Origin of the sequence: Stutzerimonas stutzeri, assembly GCF_019090095.1 — a bacterium.
GTDB lineage: Bacteria > Pseudomonadota > Gammaproteobacteria > Pseudomonadales > Pseudomonadaceae > Stutzerimonas > Stutzerimonas stutzeri_AN.
This window is the reverse complement of the sequence record NZ_JAGQFP010000001.1, coordinates 1708724-1725649: the sequence shown is the minus strand read 5'-3', so window position 1 is coordinate 1725649 and position 16926 is coordinate 1708724. Positions and strand designations below refer to the sequence as shown.

Annotated in this window: 12 protein-coding genes; 4 read left to right on the top strand and 8 right to left on the bottom strand. The window is 64.6% G+C overall.

The window, feature by feature from the left end:
* Positions 1-56: 56 nt before the first annotated feature.
* Both KVO92_RS07490 and KVO92_RS07485 read right to left on the bottom strand, forming a co-directional pair.
* On the bottom strand, positions 57-608 hold the full coding sequence (locus KVO92_RS07490; protein WP_217474970.1) for a peptidylprolyl isomerase: 552 nt from the start codon (positions 606-608) through the stop codon (positions 57-59).
* Between the two features lie 78 nt (positions 609-686).
* Complete coding sequence (locus KVO92_RS07485) at positions 687-1616, bottom strand: LysR family transcriptional regulator (protein ID WP_217474969.1); 930 nt, start codon at positions 1614-1616, stop codon at positions 687-689.
* A gap of 67 nt (positions 1617-1683) precedes the next feature.
* Between KVO92_RS07485 and KVO92_RS07480 the strand changes: the two genes are divergently transcribed.
* On the top strand, positions 1684-2004 hold the full coding sequence (locus KVO92_RS07480; RefSeq protein ID WP_217474968.1) for a 3-phosphoglycerate kinase: 321 nt from the start codon (positions 1684-1686) through the stop codon (positions 2002-2004).
* Positions 2005-2170: 166 nt separating this feature from the next.
* Positions 2171-3517, top strand: coding sequence for a DEAD/DEAH box helicase (locus KVO92_RS07475; RefSeq protein WP_217474967.1), 1347 nt, complete (start codon positions 2171-2173; stop codon positions 3515-3517).
* A 41-nt stretch (positions 3518-3558) separates the two neighbouring features.
* Here the strand turns inward: KVO92_RS07475 and KVO92_RS07470 are convergent, their stop codons facing one another.
* A complete protein-coding gene (locus KVO92_RS07470; RefSeq protein ID WP_217474966.1) occupies positions 3559-3855 on the bottom strand; it encodes a hypothetical protein in 297 nt (98 codons plus the stop codon).
* Positions 3856-4011: 156 nt separating this feature from the next.
* Between KVO92_RS07470 and KVO92_RS07465 the strand changes: the two genes are divergently transcribed.
* Entirely contained in the window at positions 4012-4383 is a 372-nt protein-coding gene (locus KVO92_RS07465) for a transcriptional regulator (protein WP_217474965.1), read from the top strand.
* A gap of 35 nt (positions 4384-4418) precedes the next feature.
* On the opposite strand, the gene KVO92_RS07460 is transcribed toward KVO92_RS07465, so the two are convergent.
* From KVO92_RS07460 to KVO92_RS07440, 5 genes are all read right to left on the bottom strand, one after another.
* Positions 4419-6518, bottom strand: a complete 2100-nt coding sequence (locus KVO92_RS07460; protein WP_217474964.1) for a glycoside hydrolase family 5 protein — start codon at positions 6516-6518, stop codon at positions 4419-4421.
* A 453-nt stretch (positions 6519-6971) separates the two neighbouring features.
* Positions 6972-8723 carry a S8/S53 family peptidase gene (locus tag KVO92_RS07455; RefSeq protein ID WP_217474963.1) on the bottom strand — a complete coding sequence of 584 codons (1752 nt, stop codon included), beginning with the start codon at positions 8721-8723 and terminating at the stop codon, positions 6972-6974.
* Positions 8720-9685, bottom strand: coding sequence for an L-histidine N(alpha)-methyltransferase (gene egtD, locus KVO92_RS07450; RefSeq protein WP_217474962.1), 966 nt, complete (start codon positions 9683-9685; stop codon positions 8720-8722). Before egtD ends, KVO92_RS07455 begins: the two co-directional genes overlap by 4 nt.
* Positions 9686-9688: 3 nt before the next feature.
* Entirely contained in the window at positions 9689-10984 is a 1296-nt protein-coding gene (egtB, locus tag KVO92_RS07445; RefSeq protein WP_217474961.1) for an ergothioneine biosynthesis protein EgtB, read from the bottom strand.
* A 391-nt stretch (positions 10985-11375) separates the two neighbouring features.
* The gene (locus KVO92_RS07440) at positions 11376-11687 is read right to left on the bottom strand and encodes a hypothetical protein (protein ID WP_217474960.1); all 312 of its coding nucleotides are present in this window, start codon (positions 11685-11687) and stop codon (positions 11376-11378) included.
* A 133-nt stretch (positions 11688-11820) separates the two neighbouring features.
* On the opposite strand from KVO92_RS07440, the gene KVO92_RS22630 reads away from it, so the two are divergent.
* On the top strand, positions 11821-16827 hold the full coding sequence (locus KVO92_RS22630; RefSeq protein WP_254621307.1) for a DEAD/DEAH box helicase: 5007 nt from the start codon (positions 11821-11823) through the stop codon (positions 16825-16827).
* Positions 16828-16926 lie beyond the last annotated feature (99 nt).

Below are 16926 nucleotides of genomic sequence, written 5' to 3'. Positions count from 1 at the left end.
TCGCCGGCCTGTCGCGGAAACGGCGCCCGGCGCTGCCGGTGGGCGCCGTCGGCCGGTCAGAGTTTTTTCGCTGACACGATCTTCACCGGCGTCAGCGGCACGTTCTGCATCATGCTGCGGTTGCCGGTCGGCACCTGGGCGATCTGGTCGACCACATCCATGCCGCGCACCACCTTGCCGAACACCGCGTAACCGAAGTCGCGGCTGCCGTGGTCGAGAAAGTCATTGTCACGGTGATTGATGAAAAACTGGCTGGTGGCCGAGTCGACGTTCTGGGTACGGGCCATCGCCAGGGTGCCGCGCACATTGTGCAGGCCATTGTCGGCTTCGTTCTTGATCGGCTCGCGAGTCTTCTTCTGGTTCAGTCCTTCGTTGAAGCCGCCGCCCTGGATCATGAAGCCTGGGATCACTCGGTGGAAAACGGTGCCGTCGTAAAAGCCGCTTTCGACGTACTCGAGAAAATTCTTCGTGCTGATCGGGGCCTTCTCGGCTTCCAGTTCGATTTCGATTTCGCCCATGCTGGTGTTGAGCAGGACGTGGGGATTCTCTGCGGCGAGCAGATTGGCGGCCAACAGGAGCGAACAGGCGGCAAGTACGAGTCGTTTCATAGTGTATTCCTGGTTTGGGTAAGCCTGGGACAGCCCGCACAAGCAGGCCGGGTCAATGCGAAACGCGGCGGCAGTACCTCAGCCTTCGCGGTTGGCGTTCACTGCCTGAACAGGCGACTGCGCCTGCGCATCGTACGTCCTGATCAGGTCGATGAGAATCTGCGTGGCCGGGCCGAGTGGACGGTCCGGGTTGGTATAGAGATAGAACAGCGGACGACGAATGCTGCCCTGGATCAGGGGCAACGGCTTGAGCGAGCCTTCGGCCAGTTCGCGGGCGATCATGTGTCGGGGCAGCCAGGCAAAGCCCAGGCCGCTACTGACGAAGCCGACCGAGGTGGCGAGGCTGCCTACCGTCCAGCGCTGTTCGGCACCGAGCCAGCCGCTGTCGCGCGGTTGCCGCACCCCTGAATCCCGTACGACCACCTGCATCTGGCTTTGCAGGTCCTGCACGCTGAGCTTGCGCTGCAGTTGGTGCAGTGCATGGTTGGGGTGGGCCACGGCGATGAACTCCACGTTGCTCAACTCCTGGCCGAGATAGCCGGTGATGTCCAGGCCGCTGATGGCCAGATCGGCAGTGCCATCCTTGAGCACCTCCTCGACGCCGGACAACACTTCCTCGCGCAAGCGCACGCGGCAACCGCGACTCTGCGGCATGAAGGCCGTCAGCGCGCGAATCAGCTTGGCGTTAGGGTAGGCGGCGTCGACCACCAGTCGCACTTCGGCCTCCCAGCCCTGTTCCATGTTGTGGGCGAGGTCTTCCAGCTGGCCGGCCTGATGCACCAGTTGCCGCGAGCGCCGTAGCAGCACCTCGCCGGCTTCGGTGAGTACCGCCTTGCGGCCATCGATACGCAACAGCGGCACACCCAACTGCTCCTGCATGCGCGCCACGGTGTAGCTGACCGAAGACTGCGAGCGATGCAACACCTCGGCAGCCTGAGCGAAGCCGCCATGGTCGATGACTGCTTGCAGGGTCCGCCATTGATCGAGGGTCACGCGGGGTACTTTCATTCCAGTGCTTTCCTGTTGCGTCGGTCTGGTACGCTGGCACTCGCCTTCACGAGGAGTCCGCTTGAATATGAATAAGCTTTGCGTTGTTGCGCTCGCCATCTTCCCACTCGGCGCCATGGCCGTCAGCTATCCCGTGGAGCTGGAGCAAGCGCTCAACGGCGCCGAGGTGTTGGCGAGCACCGAAACCATCGACCGTGACATGGCCGGGTTGCTGCTGCAGAACTACGGCAATCGCCCGGTCGAGTGTAATGCCGTGTTTCGCAACGGTCCGGAATCACCGCGCACGCGCCACATCACGTTGCAGGCAGGCGAGCGCAAGCCGATGACGGCGAAGTTCAAGCGCGACGTCATTCGCCTGCGCATCAAGCTGACCTGCGAGCCGCAGTGACCCTGACCTGACCTGACCTGACCTGACCTGACCGGTCCTGTGCGGTTTCGTGGCGCCAGCCCCTCGCGCGGCGTCCGGTTCGGTCGTTGCGCTGCACAAAGCCGCCGCTGAGTGCGCCGGACGGGTTAATCTATGCGACGTTTTTTCGATCCTGAGGTAGTCCCCCTTGTTTGACCAATTCGCCCTTCACGAACGCCTGCTCAAGGCGGTCGCCGAACTCAAATTCGTCGAGCCGACCCCGGTGCAGGTGGCAGCCATTCCCCCCGCGCTGCAAGGGCGTGACCTGCGGGTGACGGCGCAGACCGGAAGCGGCAAGACCGCCGCCTTCGTCCTGCCCATGCTCAACCGGCTGATTGGCGATGCGGTGGTGCGTACCGATGTGCGCGCGCTGATCCTGCTGCCCACCCGCGAGCTGGCGCAGCAGACGCTCAAGGAGGTCGAGCGCTTTTCGCAGTTCACCTTCATCAAGTCGGCGATGATCACCGGCGGGGAGGACTTCAAGGTCCAGGCGGCTGTCCTGCGCAAGGTGCCGGACATCCTCATCGGCACGCCGGGGCGCCTGATCGAGCACCTGAATGCCGGCTCCCTGATTCTCAAGGATGTCGAACTGCTGATCCTCGACGAAGCCGATCGCATGCTCGACATGGGCTTTGCCGACGATGTGCAGCGCCTGGTCGGCGAGTGTGCCAAGCGTCAGCAGACCTTGCTGTTCTCCGCCACCAGCGGTGGCGCTGCGCTGCGCGAAATGACCGCTGCCGTATTGCGCGACCCGCTGCACCTGCAGCTCAACCGGGTCAGCGAGCTGAACGAGGGCACACGCCAGCAGATCATCACGGCCGAGGACACCGAGCACAAAGAAAAGCTCGTGCACTGGCTGCTGGCCAACGAGACCTACAAGAAGGCGGTGATCTTCACCAATACCCGCGTTCAGGCCGATCGCCTCTACGGGCGCTTGGTCGCCGAGGGCGTGAAGGCCTTCGTGCTGCACGGCGACAAGGACCAGAAGGACCGCAAGCTGGCCATCGATCGGGTCAAGGAGGGCGGCGTCAAAGTGCTGGTGGCCACCGACGTCGCCGCGCGCGGGCTGGACATCGAAGGCCTGGACCTGGTGATCAACTTCGACATGCCGCGTTCGGGCGATGAATACGTGCACCGTATCGGCCGCACCGGACGCGCCGGTGCCGAAGGGCTGGCGATCTCGCTGATTTGCCACAACGACTGGAACCTGATGTCGAGCATCGAGCGCTACCTCAAGCAGCGCTTCGAGCGACGGGTGATCAAGGGGCTCAAGGGCAGCTACATGGGGCCAAAGAACCTCAAGGCCTCAGGCAAGGCAGCCGGCACCAAGAAGAAAAAAGAGGACAAGAAAAAGGCCGCGGACAAGAAGGGCAAGCCGGCAGCGAAGCCGGTGGCCAAGCGGCCGAAAAACGCCAAGCGCGACGCCCCTGCGGCACCCTTGGTGAGTCAGGATGGATTGGCGCCGCTGCGCCGCAAGAAGCCCGCCGCGCCGTGATTCACGCAGCCGGGGTGGCCTGCCACCCCGGCTCATGGGCTTCAGCGCTTCTCAGCCGGTGCGATATCGGCATCCTTCTCCGCCTTTTCGACATGCTCGATGCGCTTGTCGTAGGCCTCGCACTCATTGCCGAGCTGCTCGGCGGTCTGCTTGACCTCCATGTCCCGCAACTCCTCATTGATCTCCGCGGCCCGCTTGGGATTGTTCTCGGTCAGTGCACTGACACGGTCGGCCAGCTCCTTGGCCTTCTGATCGATCTCGTCGGTCGTGCATTGGTCGGCGAACACCGGCTGGCTGGCCAGCAGGGCCAGGGTGAAGGGAAGCATCAGGCGTCTCATGGCGCGCTCCTTTGGTCATCGATCTGATCGGTTGATTGCCGTCGGCGCGCTTTAGTTCAGCCGTTTCCGTTGGCCGGGGATCGAACCATGCCGCTGGCAGCGGGGTCCGAATGAGCAAGAGCCGCCGTTCTGTGGCGGTGCGACAGGAGAACGGACATGAGCTACGACTGGGACCTGATGTTGCGCCTGCTCCGAGAAGCGCAGAAAGCCGGCAACGAACCCTTCACGCCGCGTCAGTATGCCGATGAGCATGCCCTGGCGATGGAGGAGGCTGGCCAGCCGCTACCCAATATGGACTCGCTGAAAGCTGAAGCGCAGAACTACGAAAGCCTGCTGTTCGAAGGAGGCTTCATGGTCGCGCGGCCCGAGGAGGAGGGCGGCAACGGTGAAAACTTCGTGCTGACCGAGCGCGGCGTGCGCTTGCTGAACATGCTCGAAGGAGGCGACTCGAACCGCCGCCAGCGGCTGGACGAAAAGGGCGAGTCGGCACTCACCCCTGAAGTCTTCGATGCCATGGCGGTGGCGTGACCATTGCTGCGCTCCGCGAGCTCGGAGCGCAGCGATCACAGCGGGCCGACCGCCCCGCAGCTCTTGTTGGCGGCATGCTTGAGCAGTATCGGCAGCTGCGGTCGCGGCTTGCCATTCTTGACATCCAGCGACAGCGCATAGTCGTTCCACCAGGGGCCTGCGGCCCAGTAGGTGCTGGGGATGCAATGCTGGCCGAGATAACGGAGCAGGTTGTCCGTGGCGGCGATGGCCGACGGTGAGTAGTCCGGCGCGCCGTGCTCGCCGATAAAGCCACGCAGGCGGTATCTGCTCAGCCATTCGACGAAGGGTTTGGCTCGAATCACCCCGATCATCGGATCATACACTTCGTTCCGGTTCGTGTAGTAGCCGGAGTAATCCTGGTCGAAGTACAGGTGAGCTTCGAACATCAGGTTGTTCTTCGCGTCACGCATCCAGGGATCGCTGACCAGGCGAGTGTTATACGACGGCCAGTGGAACGCACTCGACCAACGATCGCCGGCGATGATCACCCAATGCTGCGCATCGATACTGCGAATGCTCTTGGCGGCGGCCAGGGCTGCGGCCGGCCACTGGCCGTTGGTGGTGTGGGGCTCGTTCATCAGACCGTAGCCATAGACCGCTGGGTGCTTGGCGACCTGCCTGGCGATGCGTTGCCAGCTGTCGGCGAATGCGCTCACCGGTACCTCGCTCGAGCCGATCATCTTGCCGTAGTAGCGATAATAGTTGTGCATGTCGAGGATGACCTGCATGCCGTACTTGCGTGCGTGATCGAGCGTGGTCAGCAGGCGTCCCAGTTCGGCGCGGTCCAGCTCGGCGTTGAGTCGCGGCTGGATCCGCTCCCAGCGAAATGGCAGGCGCACCAGCTTCAGGTTGCGCTCGGCGTAGCGCTTGAAGTCCGCTTCGCCGGGGTAGATGTACTGTTTCAGGTAGACCCCGGGCAGCGCGACGTCGGTGCCGAACTCCGCACCAGCCAGGTTGATGCCGACCAGGTTGATGGGGTTTGCCGGTGTGCCACCGTCACTAGGTGCCTGATTGCCGGTGTTCGGGGTGGGCGTGCTGAAGCCCGTGCTGTTGACCGAAACGGTGCGCGGATAGCCCACAGCCTTGCCGTTGATGGCGCCGCCGTCGACCATGACCGTCATGTTGCCGCCGGATTGATAGATCAACGTGATGCTGCGTACCTGGCCGTCGGCGAAACGGATCTTCGCGCCCTTATGGAAGGCAGCCTTGTTCTCGGCCGTCGCCTTGACCGATACGCCGTGGAATTTGCTGGTGTTGTAGACGCCATTGACGAAATCGCCACCGTTGAAGGCGTTCAAGGCTACCGTCTGGCTTGGAGTCGGGTTGGCAGGCGGCGTGACTACCGGTGTCGAGGGCTGGCTCGGCGGGGGTGGCGTCGGCGCTGGCGTGGTTGTGCTGAGGGTCGAAAGCAGCTTGTTCGGGTAGCCAAGCTTGCCGCTGAGGGTTGCGCCGCTGAGCATCACGCTCATGTTATTACCGGAGATATACACCGCGCTGATCGTGCGCACCTGGCCGTCCGCCAGCTTGACCGACGACCCGACCTTGAAGGCGGTGCGGTTCGCGCTGCTGGCCGGGATCGACAAACCGGCCGACTTGCGCCATACGCCGTACAACCAGTCGTTGTTGGTGTAGTTGTTGATGGCGGAACTGTGGACCGCCGTGCTGCCCTGGTTCGCATCGGTACTGGGGATGACGACCGCAGGCGCCGAAGGTGAGGCGGCGCCCAATGCCGAGAGGCTCTTGGGATAACCGTTCTTCGAGGCATCGAGGGCGGTGCCGGAGAACATGACGCTCATGTGAGCGCCAGAAAAATAGACCACCTGGATCGAGCGAATCTGTCCGTCCGCGGTTCTGACCTGGGCGCCTTTCTTGAATACCGCCTTGTTTGCTGCCGTCGCCGGGATCGACAGGCCGGCCGACTGACGCCAGCTTCCCCTCAGCCACTGCGAGCTGGTGAAGTCGTTGACCTGGGCGGTGGCGAGAACTTGCTGCGACGCTACCGTCGCGCTGGAAGTGGCCGCTTGAACGGGCTGGACCTGACTGACGCCGAATGCGACCAGCAGGGCGGTGCCGAGCAGCACCTTGGGTACGCTGAATGTTACCTGCGCGGACATGAGGATCTCCGGAACTTAATACGACAAAAGGCCGAGGCCTTTTAAAAAGCGCGGAAGCGTCCGAGGACATGCAACGAGTGAAGCAACGACCCACGACACCACCTGGCAACGCGAACAGGAAAAAGCACTCCAGTTCGCGTGGATAGGTTTTATATAGGTTGATGCTTGTTATTTGAAGTTAATTTGGCGTCATAAATATGTTGTTTTATTGAGCGCTGATTATCTATCTCTAGTTGCCAGTATTAGATGGCTATTAAATATTAAATGGCCCCTATTGCTTAAGTGTTTGAATTAATTGTGTTTTTCGAACTACAGGCGACATAGGTCGAGTGACAGGCAGGCGAAGCCGCTGCGCCGGTTTTTAGGCGTGCAGCTTTACCGGCTCAAATGCAGTTATTTCAGAGTATTTCAAGACGAAGCGGTGTTAGCGACCCAATGGCTGCCGGCCGGGCATCACCGAACCTCTTGCAGGCTGTCGACCGTAAGCTCCAATGCCTTGCGCATATCCAGCCTCGCCGAGCGGCCGATATCCCCGTTGTCCAGCTGGTAACCGCGCTCGGACGGGAGGATCGGTGCCGTCAGGTCGTCGGCTTCTGCCGCTTCGAAATCACTGTTGCGGCCGATGGTCAGCGCGCTTCGGCGTAGCAGTTCGCGCACTTGCTCCGGGGCCAGGGCCGGGTTGATCGACAGCATGGCGCCGACGATGCCGGTGACCATTGGTGTTGCGTAGGAAGTACCGCAGTGCACGTCGCCGCGTTTTCCCTCTTGCAGTGTTGCGGCACGCGTACAGGCGGACGCGGTGATATCGACGCGCATGTCGACATTGGACGACGGGCGCTTGGTCACGTAGTCGGGGTGTTCGACCGGCACATCCTTGCTGAAGTCGCGCTGATGAGCGCCGACTACCAGCAGTTGCTCGGTGATGAAGGAGGAGGGCAGACGGTAATCGTCCTGGCCTGAGCGGGCCGAGCCATTACCGGCCGAGTTGACCACCAGCACATCGGGATGCTCGCGGCGCAGCCAGAGGAAGAACTCTTCCAGCAGCTCCTCATAACCGCTCATGGCGACCCCCGAGCGAATCAGCGAGTCCACCGCTTCACCTTCTATATCCCGCGTGCCGACGCGATGAATCCCCCAGCTCCAGTTCAGCACCCGCACGCCGTCCTCGACCAGGTTGACCGAGGCCGCAACGTTGGCGGTGATCCCGGCATCCGAGTTGCGTTCGACGATGACCTCGAACCCCCCGCTTGCCGGCTCCAGTGCGGCTAGAAAGCCCTGATCGCCCGCTTCTGCGCTGTGGGCGGCGAGGATGCCCGTGACGCTGGTACCGTGCTCCTCTGGCGATTGCGCATCGCGCGCATAGACGCAGGTACGCGGCGTGCTCGGTTTGCACTCGCCGAGGTAGGGCTCGAACTCCGGCGAGTCGAAATCGACATCGCGCTCGATAATGCCGATGCGTACCGGCCGGGCCTCGATCGGGGCGTTCTGCGCGGGCAGGCGGCGTCGGTAGAAATCCACTGCATCGAGGAAGCGATTGGCGACCCACTCGCTGTTACGCGGCTTTGGCTGCTGATCTTCTTCGAGCGGCTCTTCGGCACCGGATTCCTCGATGATCACGGCGTCCACGCTCGTTTCGCTGCCCAGGCGCAGGACCAGCGCGTCGCGTTCGGTCAAGTTCTTGACCGGTAGTCGCAGCTGGTAGGTGTTGAGCGGAGCGATGGCACCCACCACCTCGGCGCCATACTTCTTGGCCAGCCGTCGCGATTCGTCCAGGCCGTCGTGGTCCTCTTCGATGATCAGGCTGACCAGGTCCAGGTAGGTCGTCAGGCCGTCCATGTTCTTGGCGACTTCGCTCGGGCCCGCCGGCACGACGTGACTGCCCTTGAGCGTGAGCCAGACCGGGTTGCTACGGCGATTACCCTGCTCCAGCCAGAGCGGACCGCTCTGATGGTCTTCGCTGGTCAGGGTCAGGCGGAGCCGGCCATTGCGTTCCTGAGTCGCTTCGACGGGTTTGCCGCCCAGCATTACCTTCAGGTCCGCGGTGGTTACGCCTTCGCTGCGCAGACAGAACGTCAGCTGCGCGGTGGAGAAGAGGTCGCCGCAGCGCTGCAGATCCTTGACCCGCAGGGGTTGCTCGGCAGCAGTGGCGCTGCCGAGGCAAACCGCCAGGGACAGGGCGGATAGGCAAGGCGTGAGGCGCCTCATGGCCGACGTTGCAAGTAGTGCACGCTGAACAGGTCTTGAGCATCGGTCCATTGGCCGCTGCAGTCGAAACCGGCGCTGCTGGCAAGGGCGGCGAAGGACTGCAGGGTGTATTTGTAGGAGTTTTCGGTATGCAGGCTCTCACCGGCATCGAAGTGGAACCGCTGCCCCTCGATCGTGACGTCCTGTGATTCACGGCTGATCAGGTGCATCTCGATCCGCGAATCCTGCTCGTTGAAAAACGCCTGGTGAGCGAAGCGTGACGGATCGATATCGCTGTCCAGCTCCTGGCGGATGCGCTGGAGCAGGTTGAGGTTGAACGCTGCGGTGACGTGAGCGCGGTCGTTGTAGGCCGCCTCCAGCACGCTGCGGTCCTTGACCAGGTCCACGCCAATCAGCACGCCACCGCCTGGCGGCAGGATTTCATGCAGGTGGCCGAGCAGCCTGCGTGCCTCCAGTGGGGTGAAGTTGCCGATGCTGGAACCGGGAAAGAAGACCAGCGGATGGTGAATGGTGAAGTCGTCCGGCAGCTTCAGTTCGTCGGAGAAATCGGCGCAGGCCGCATGCACTTCGAGCCAGGGGTAATCGGCGGCGAGTCGCTGGGTGCTGGTCAGCAGGAAGTCTTCGGAGATGTCGATGCCAAGGTAACTGACCGGCCGCAGCCCTTCGAGCAGCAGGCGAACCTTGCGGCTGGCTCCGCTGCCCAGTTCGATCAGGTCGGTCTGCGGGCCGGCGATCTCCAGTATTTCGTTGGCCGCGTTGGCGAGGATCTTCTCCTCGGTGCGGGTCACGTAGTACTCGGGCTGCAGGCAAATCTCCTCGAACAGTTCGGAGCCGCGCCGGTCGTAGAAGAACTTCGGCGAGATGCGCTTGGGCGTGGCGGCGAAGCCTGCCAGCGCTTCGTCGCGCAGGGAGCTGTCGTGGGTTGGCTGCGTCTGGTCATGAAAGTGTACGGCTAGTGCCATGTTTCAAAGCTCCCTGGCCAGGCGCAGCCCGGCAAACTGCCAGCGCATCGCCGGCTGAAAGAAGTTGCGGTAGGTCGCACGGATGTGGGCCTCCGGTGTGGCGCAGCACCCGCCGCGCAGCACCATCTGGCCGGACATGAATTTGCCGTTGTATTCGCCCAGGCTGCCTTCCAGCGGGCGGAACCCTGGATAGGGACGGTAGGCGCTGGCGGTCCACTCCCAGACGTCACCGAACAACTGTGCCGGCCCCTCATGCGGGACGCTGGCAGAAACAGGTTGCAGATGATCGCTTTCCAGAAAGTTGCCACGCCGTGGCTGGTCGGTGGCGGCGATTTCCCATTCGGCTTCGGTGGGCAGTCGTGCGCCGGCCCAGCGCGCATAGGCGTCCGCTTCATAGAAGCTGATGTGGCAGACGGGCGCTTCCAGGTCCAGCGGCCGCATTCCGCCGAGTGTCATCTCGCACCAGCCACCGTCCTCGCGATGCCAATACAACGGCGCGTTCCAGCCGTGCTGGCGGATATGCGCCAAGCCATCGGACAGCCAGAGCTCGCTGCGCGCGTAGCCACCGTCGGCGATGAAGGAGAGGTACTCGCGATTGCTGACCAAGCGGTCGGCCAGCTGGAAATCCTCGACGAACTGCCGGTGCCGGGGCGTCTCGCAATCAAAGGCGAAGCCACTGCCGGCATGGCCGATATGCCGTACGCCGGCGGCATAGCTGTGCCAGCGGACGCGGTCGTTGTGCAGGCTGGGCGCGGGTTTCAAGTCGCTGCGGTAGATCGGATGGAGCGGGTTCTGCGCCAGGATGTGCTTGATGTCCATCAGCAACAATTCCTGGTGCTGTTGTTCGTGCTGCAGGCCCAGCTCGACCCGACGCATGATCTCGGCCGCATGCTGCTGGGGCGGGCTGACCAGCAACTCGCTCATTGCCCGGTCGACATGCTGACGGAAGCGGTAGACATCCTCCACGCCGGGCCGCGAGATCAGCCCACGCTGGTTGCGCGGAAAGGGCGTGCCGTGGGTCTCGTAGTAAGAGTTGAACAGGTAGTCGTAGGCCGCATCGAGCGGTGCGTAGCCTGGCAGGTACGGTTTGAGCAGGAAGGCCTCGAAGAACCAGCTGACATGCGCAAGATGCCACTTCGGCGGGCTGACGTCGGGCATGCTCTGGATGACGTATTCTTCGGTCTGCAGGGGCGCGCAGATCGCTTCGCTGGTCGCGCGAACTTGCCGGAAGCGCTGCAGCAGGTAGTCCAGTTCAGCCAGGGCCGGCTGTTCCGCCCGCTGTTGTACCAGGTGACCCATGGTGCGTTCCCCCTTGCTCGCCATTCGAAAAGCTCGACTGCGGACGGCCGAACCGCCTCTATAGCGACCCGAAGCGGGGCGTAAAAGTTTCTGTTCCAGTCGGTGGCGCGCCTGTCTGTGGCGTGACGCTGCAGCCAAGGTGAGCCGACTCGCGAGCTACCTGAAGCGGTGCGGTCCGTGCCTTTGCGAACGCCGTCGGTCCAGGAGCGGGCAGTCGGCTAAGGCGATAGCACCGGGCCCTTGCGCAGCGCTCTGGCGCTGCTGTGCGTCGTGGCGAGTCGTCGCGCCATGCACCGCGTTGGCGATGCGGCAATCCGTTCCGGTATTGGGCGCGCGCAAACCGCGGCCCGCGCGGTGGCCGATCCTGATGTTGGGGTGGTCGAGGGAGGGTTCAGTAGTTCGGCGGGGTTTCCGGAATTCCGGTGTCATCCTCCAGCGCGGGCATGGTCCAGGGCTCGAGGCGCTGGTCCTTCTCTTCCACGTCCAGTCTCGCCTGCTCGATGACGCCGCCAAGGCGCTGCGCGCTGGTGTATTCCTCGCGCGACACGCTGGGTACGCGCAATACTTCGGCACCGCTACCTGACATGACCGTGAATCCGAAACTGTCCTCGTCGGGGTTGGCGCTGGTGACGCAGCCGCACGGTAGAAAGGCTTCGGAGACGAGCTGCATCGCTTCGTCCAGGTTCAGGGCTTGGTTGCTCATGGGATTCTCCATCGACGGGCTGTCTCAAGTGGACCGCCAAGCCGCGCCACCGTTTCCTCCCGCCTGGCTGGCAGGCGACGGGCTGTGGCGAGACGGCCTTGTAGATGCGCCGCCGCGGCAGCATATTCAGGTCATGACCGACTCATTCCTTCCCGACGCACTGGCGGCTTTCCATCCAGCGGTGGCCAGCTGGTTCAGCCGCAGCTTCCCTGCACCGACGCCGGCTCAGGCCCGCGCCTGGCCGCTGATCCGTGCCGGCCGGTCGACCCTGGTGGCGGCGCCCACCGGCTCAGGTAAGACGCTGACCGCTTTTCTCGCCGCCATCGATCAGCTGGTGCAGGAAGGCGTCGCCGAAGGTGGCCTACCGGACCAGACCTGGGTGCTCTACGTCTCGCCGCTCAAGGCGCTGTCCAACGACATTCACGTCAATCTGGAGCAGCCGCTGGCGGGCATCTCGGCAGAGCTGCAAGCGCTCGGCCTGCCGCCGCTGGAAATCCGTACCGCGGTGCGCACCGGCGATACGCCACAGGCCGCGCGCGCGGCGATGCGCAAGCGGGTCCCGCATATCCTGGTGACGACGCCGGAATCGCTCTACGTGCTGCTCGGCTCCGAGTCCGGTCGGCAGATGCTGGGCACTGTGCGCAGCGTGATCGTCGACGAGATTCATGCCATCGCGGGCAACAAGCGAGGCAGCCACCTGGCATTGACGCTGGAGCGGCTGGAAGCGTTATGCGGCCATCCGCTGGTGCGGGTCGGGCTGTCGGCGACACAGAAGCCCATCGAGGCGGTGGCCGGTTTTCTGGTCGGCGTGGGTCGGGATTGCGAAATCATCGATGTCGGCCATGGCCGGGCGCGTGACCTGGCGCTGGAGGTGCCGCCGGTCCCGCTGGAAGCGGTGATGAGCAATGCCGTCTGGGAGCTGGTGTACGACCGGTTGGCGGTGCTCGCCGGTGAACACCGAACCACGCTTATCTTCGTCAACACCCGGCGCATGGCCGAACGCGCGGCGCGGCATCTGAGCGAGCGGTTGGGCAACGCGGTGGTCGCGGCTCATCACGGCAGTTTGGCGCGCGAACAGCGGCTGGATGCCGAACAGCGGCTCAAGCGCGGCGAGCTGCGGGTACTGGTGGCGACCGCGTCGCTTGAGCTTGGGATCGATATCGGCGACGTCGAGCTGGTCTGCCAGCTGGGCTCGCCGCGGTCCATTTCCGCCTTCCTGCAGCGCGTCGGCCGCGCCGGTCACCAGGTGGGCGGCGTCTCGAAGGGGCGCCTGTTTCCCAGTTCACGCGACGACCTCATCGAATGCGCCGCCTTGCTCGACGCCGTGCGGCGCGGCGAGCTCGATACCCTGGTGATCCCGAAGGCCCCGCTGGATGTGCTGGCGCAGCAGATCGTCGCCGAGGTGTCGTGCCGCGAGTGGCAGGAGGATGCGTTGCTGGCATTGATCCGCCGCGCCATGCCTTACGCCGGTTTGAGCGAGGCGGATTATCAGGCGCTGCTGGCGATGCTCGCCGAGGGCTACACCACCCGCCACGGTGCACGCGGCGCCTACCTGCACCGCGATCTGGTCAACCGCAGTTTGCGCGGGCGACGCGGCGGCCGTCTGACCGCGCTGACCTCCGGCGGCACCATCGCTGACAACGCTGATTACTCGGTGCTGCTCGAGCCACAGGGCTTCAACATTGGCATGGTCAACGAGGATTTTGCTGTCGAGAGCCTCGCCGGCGATGTGTTCCAGTTGGGCAACACCGCCTACCGCATCATCAAAGTCGAGCCCGGCCGCGTGCGGGTCGAGGATGCGCAGGGTCAACCGCCGAATATCCCGTTCTGGCTGGGCGAGGCGCCGGGGCGCAGCGATGAGCTGTCCGCAGCGGTGGCCAGGTTGCGAGGAGAGATCGATGTCCGCCTGACCACCGCCACCCCTCACCCCAGCCCTCTCCCCGGAGGGGAGAGGGGGCGGTCCGTGGTGGTTGATAGGGGTGTGCTCGGCTCGGGGCTGGAAGGGGATGCGTGCGAGCGTGCCGCAGATGGGGCGTCCTTGTGCGAAGAGCAGAGCGAGATGTCTCCGGACACCGCCACCCCTCACCCCAGCCCTCTCCCCGGAGGGGAGAGGGGGCGGTCCGCGGTGGCTGAAAGGGATGTGCCTGGCTCAGGGCTGGAAGGAGATGCGTGCGAGAGTGCCGCAGATGGGGCGTCCTTGTGCGAAGAGCAGAGCGAGATGTCTCCGGACACCGCCACCCCTCACCCCAGCCCTCTCCCCGGGGGGGAGAGGGGGCGGTCCGAGCGGGTTGAAACGGATGTGTCCGGCTCGGAGTTGGGGCGGGCAACCGATGGGCCGGAGAGCGCTGCTACGCATCCGGTGGTTGCAGACTTGTCTCCCTTACCTGAAGGGGTGATCGAGGCGCATCGTGCCACTGCCACCCCTCACCCCAGCTCTATCCCCGAAGGGGAGAGGGGACAGTCCGAGTGGGTTGGAGGTGATGCGTCCAGCTCCGGCATGGAGGGCGCTGCGGGCGGTCCGGCTGGCGCTACGACGCGTCCGGTGGCCGCAGGCTTGTCTCCCTCGCCCCAAGGGGGAGAGGGCCGGGGTGAGGGGGGAGAGGCACGCACGGTCGATCTGATGCCCGCCATCGACTGGCTCACCGACACGCTCGGCCTGCCAGACGCCGCGGCTCGCCAGATCGTCGAGTACCTCGCTCGTGCCCGCTCGGCGCTGGGCGCGTTGCCGACGCAGCAGCGGCTGATCATGGAGCGCTTCTTCGACGAATCCGGCGGCACCCAGCTGGTCATCCATTCGCCGTTCGGCAGTCGGATCAACCGTGCCTGGGGCTTGGCGCTGCGCAAGCGCTTCTGCCGCACCTTCAACTTCGAGTTGCAGGCTGCGGCGACCGAAGATGCGATCATCTTTTCGTTGTCGACCAGCCATAGCTTCCCGCTCGATGACGTCTGGCGTTACCTGCACCCCAACAGCGCCGAAGCGGTGCTGATCCAGGCGCTGCTTGATGCACCGCTGTTCGGCGTGCGCTGGCGCTGGAACGCGACCACTGCGTTGGCGCTGCCGCGCATGGCCGGAGGCCGCAAAGTCGCGCCGCAGCTACAGCGCATGAAGAGTGAAGACCTGCTCGCGACCGTCTTTCCAGACCAGGTCGCCTGTTTGGAGAACATCGTGGGCGAGCGGGAGGTGCCGGATCATCCCCTGGTCGCCCAGACGCTGAATGACTGCCTGCACGAGGCCATGGACAGCGATGGCTGGTTGGCGCTGCTCCGGCGGATCGAGGCGGGCGATATCGAGCTGCTGGCGCGTGACCTGCCGGCGCCGTCGCCGCTGGCCATGGAAGTGCTGGGCGCGCGGCCTTACGCCTTTCTCGACGATGCGCCGCTGGAAGAGCGTCGGACCCAGGCTGTGCTCAACCGTCGCTGGACCGACCCCGAATCGGCCGACGACCTCGGCGCGCTGGATGCCGCGGCAATCGAGGCGGTGGGTGAGGAAGCCTGGCCCCAGGCGCGCCATCCGGACGATTTACATGAAGCGCTCACAGGCTTGGGCTGCATCGCGGAGGCCGAAGTGCAGGCCGATCCCCAGTGGCCTGCCTGGCTGAACGAACTGGCTCGCGGCGGGCGCGCGACGCGGATGCGGGTCGCGCAGGATCGCGCGCTCTGGGTACCCATCGAGCGCCTTGCTGTGTTGCAGTCGATCTATCCCGAAGCGGGTTGCGAGCCGGTGCTAAAGCCGCTGCCTGGTTTCGATCAGCCGTCGAGTGAAGACGATGCCTTGGTCGAACTGATCCGCGCGCGCCTGACCGGCTTCGGCCCCTTGCCGGTGCCGCTGATTGCCCGGCCGCTGGCCTTGCCGGCGTCGGCGGTCGCGCTGGCGCTCACACGTTTGGAGGCGGAGGGCTATGTGCTGCGCGGCCGCTTCACGCCTGGCGCAACGGATGAGGAGTGGTGCGAGCGGCATCTGCTGGCGCGCATCCACCGTTACACCGTCAAGCGCCTGCGCCGCGAAATCGAACCAGTGGAGCGCGCCGATTTCATGCGTTTTCTGTTCGACTGGCAGCACCTGTCCGAGGCGACGCGGATGCAGGGCCGCGAGGCGCTCGGCACCGTCGTCGAGCAACTGGAAGGCTTCCAGGCCGCGGCAGGTGCCTGGGAGAGCGACTTGCTGCCGGCGCGCTTGAAGGATTACGGCGGCACCTGGCTGGACGAGCTGTGCCGCTCCGGGCGCATCGTCTGGACGCGCCTGGCCGGGCGAATCAAAGCCAGCAGCGGGCCGGTGCGCGGCACGCCTATCGTGCTGCTGCCGCGTCGGCAGTTGGCGGCCTGGTATGCGCTGGCCAGTGATGCGCTACAGCCGGAGCTGTCATCACGCGCGCAGCGGGTGTTGGAGACGTTGCAGGGGCAGGGCGCCTTGTTCTTCGACGAGCTGCAGCAGGATGCCCGCCTGTTACGCAGCGAGCTGGAAGATGCTCTGGGCGAGCTGGTTGCGGTAGGGCTGGTCAATGCCGACAGTTTCGCCGGTCTGCGGGCATTGCTGGCACCTGCGGCGAAGCGTTCACGCAGCACCCGGCAGAGCCGCGGCGGGGCATTCATCGGCGGCATGGCCGACGCGGGTCGCTGGGCGCTGGTGCGCAAAGGCGCGCCGGCGTCGGCCGAAACGCCTGCGCGCCGGCCAGCGCTGGACCCCGAGGCGCTGGAGCACATCGCGATGACCTTGCTGCGTCGCTACGGCGTGGTGTTCTGGCGCCTGCTGGACCGCGAGGCGGATTGGTTGCCGCCCTGGCGTGAATTGCTGCGTGTCTACCACCGGCTCGAGGCGCGGGGCGATATTCGTGGCGGGCGTTTCGTGGCGGGTGTGCCGGGCGAGCAGTTCGCCTTGCCTGAGGCGGTTGGCCTGTTGCGTGAGGTGCGTAAGCGGCCGCTGGCCGGTGAGATGATTGCCGTCTCGGCGGTCGATCCGTTGAATCAGGTCGGCACGCTGCTACCTGGCGATCGCGTCCCCGCCACCGCAGGCAATCGCATCCTTTATCGCGACGGCGTACCGCTGGCGCTGCTGATCGGCGGTAAGCCGGAGCTGCTGGCGGAGCTGGGCGAAGACGACCAGCGCAAGGCCAGGCAACTGCTGGCGGTGGTGAGGCGTTAGGAATTCAAGCGTTGGGCTGGAGGCTGCAAGCTGCAAGCGAAAAGCAGCAGTCCTGCGGTCTGCATTCGTCGCGGGGTCGCGACTCCTACAGAGATTGGC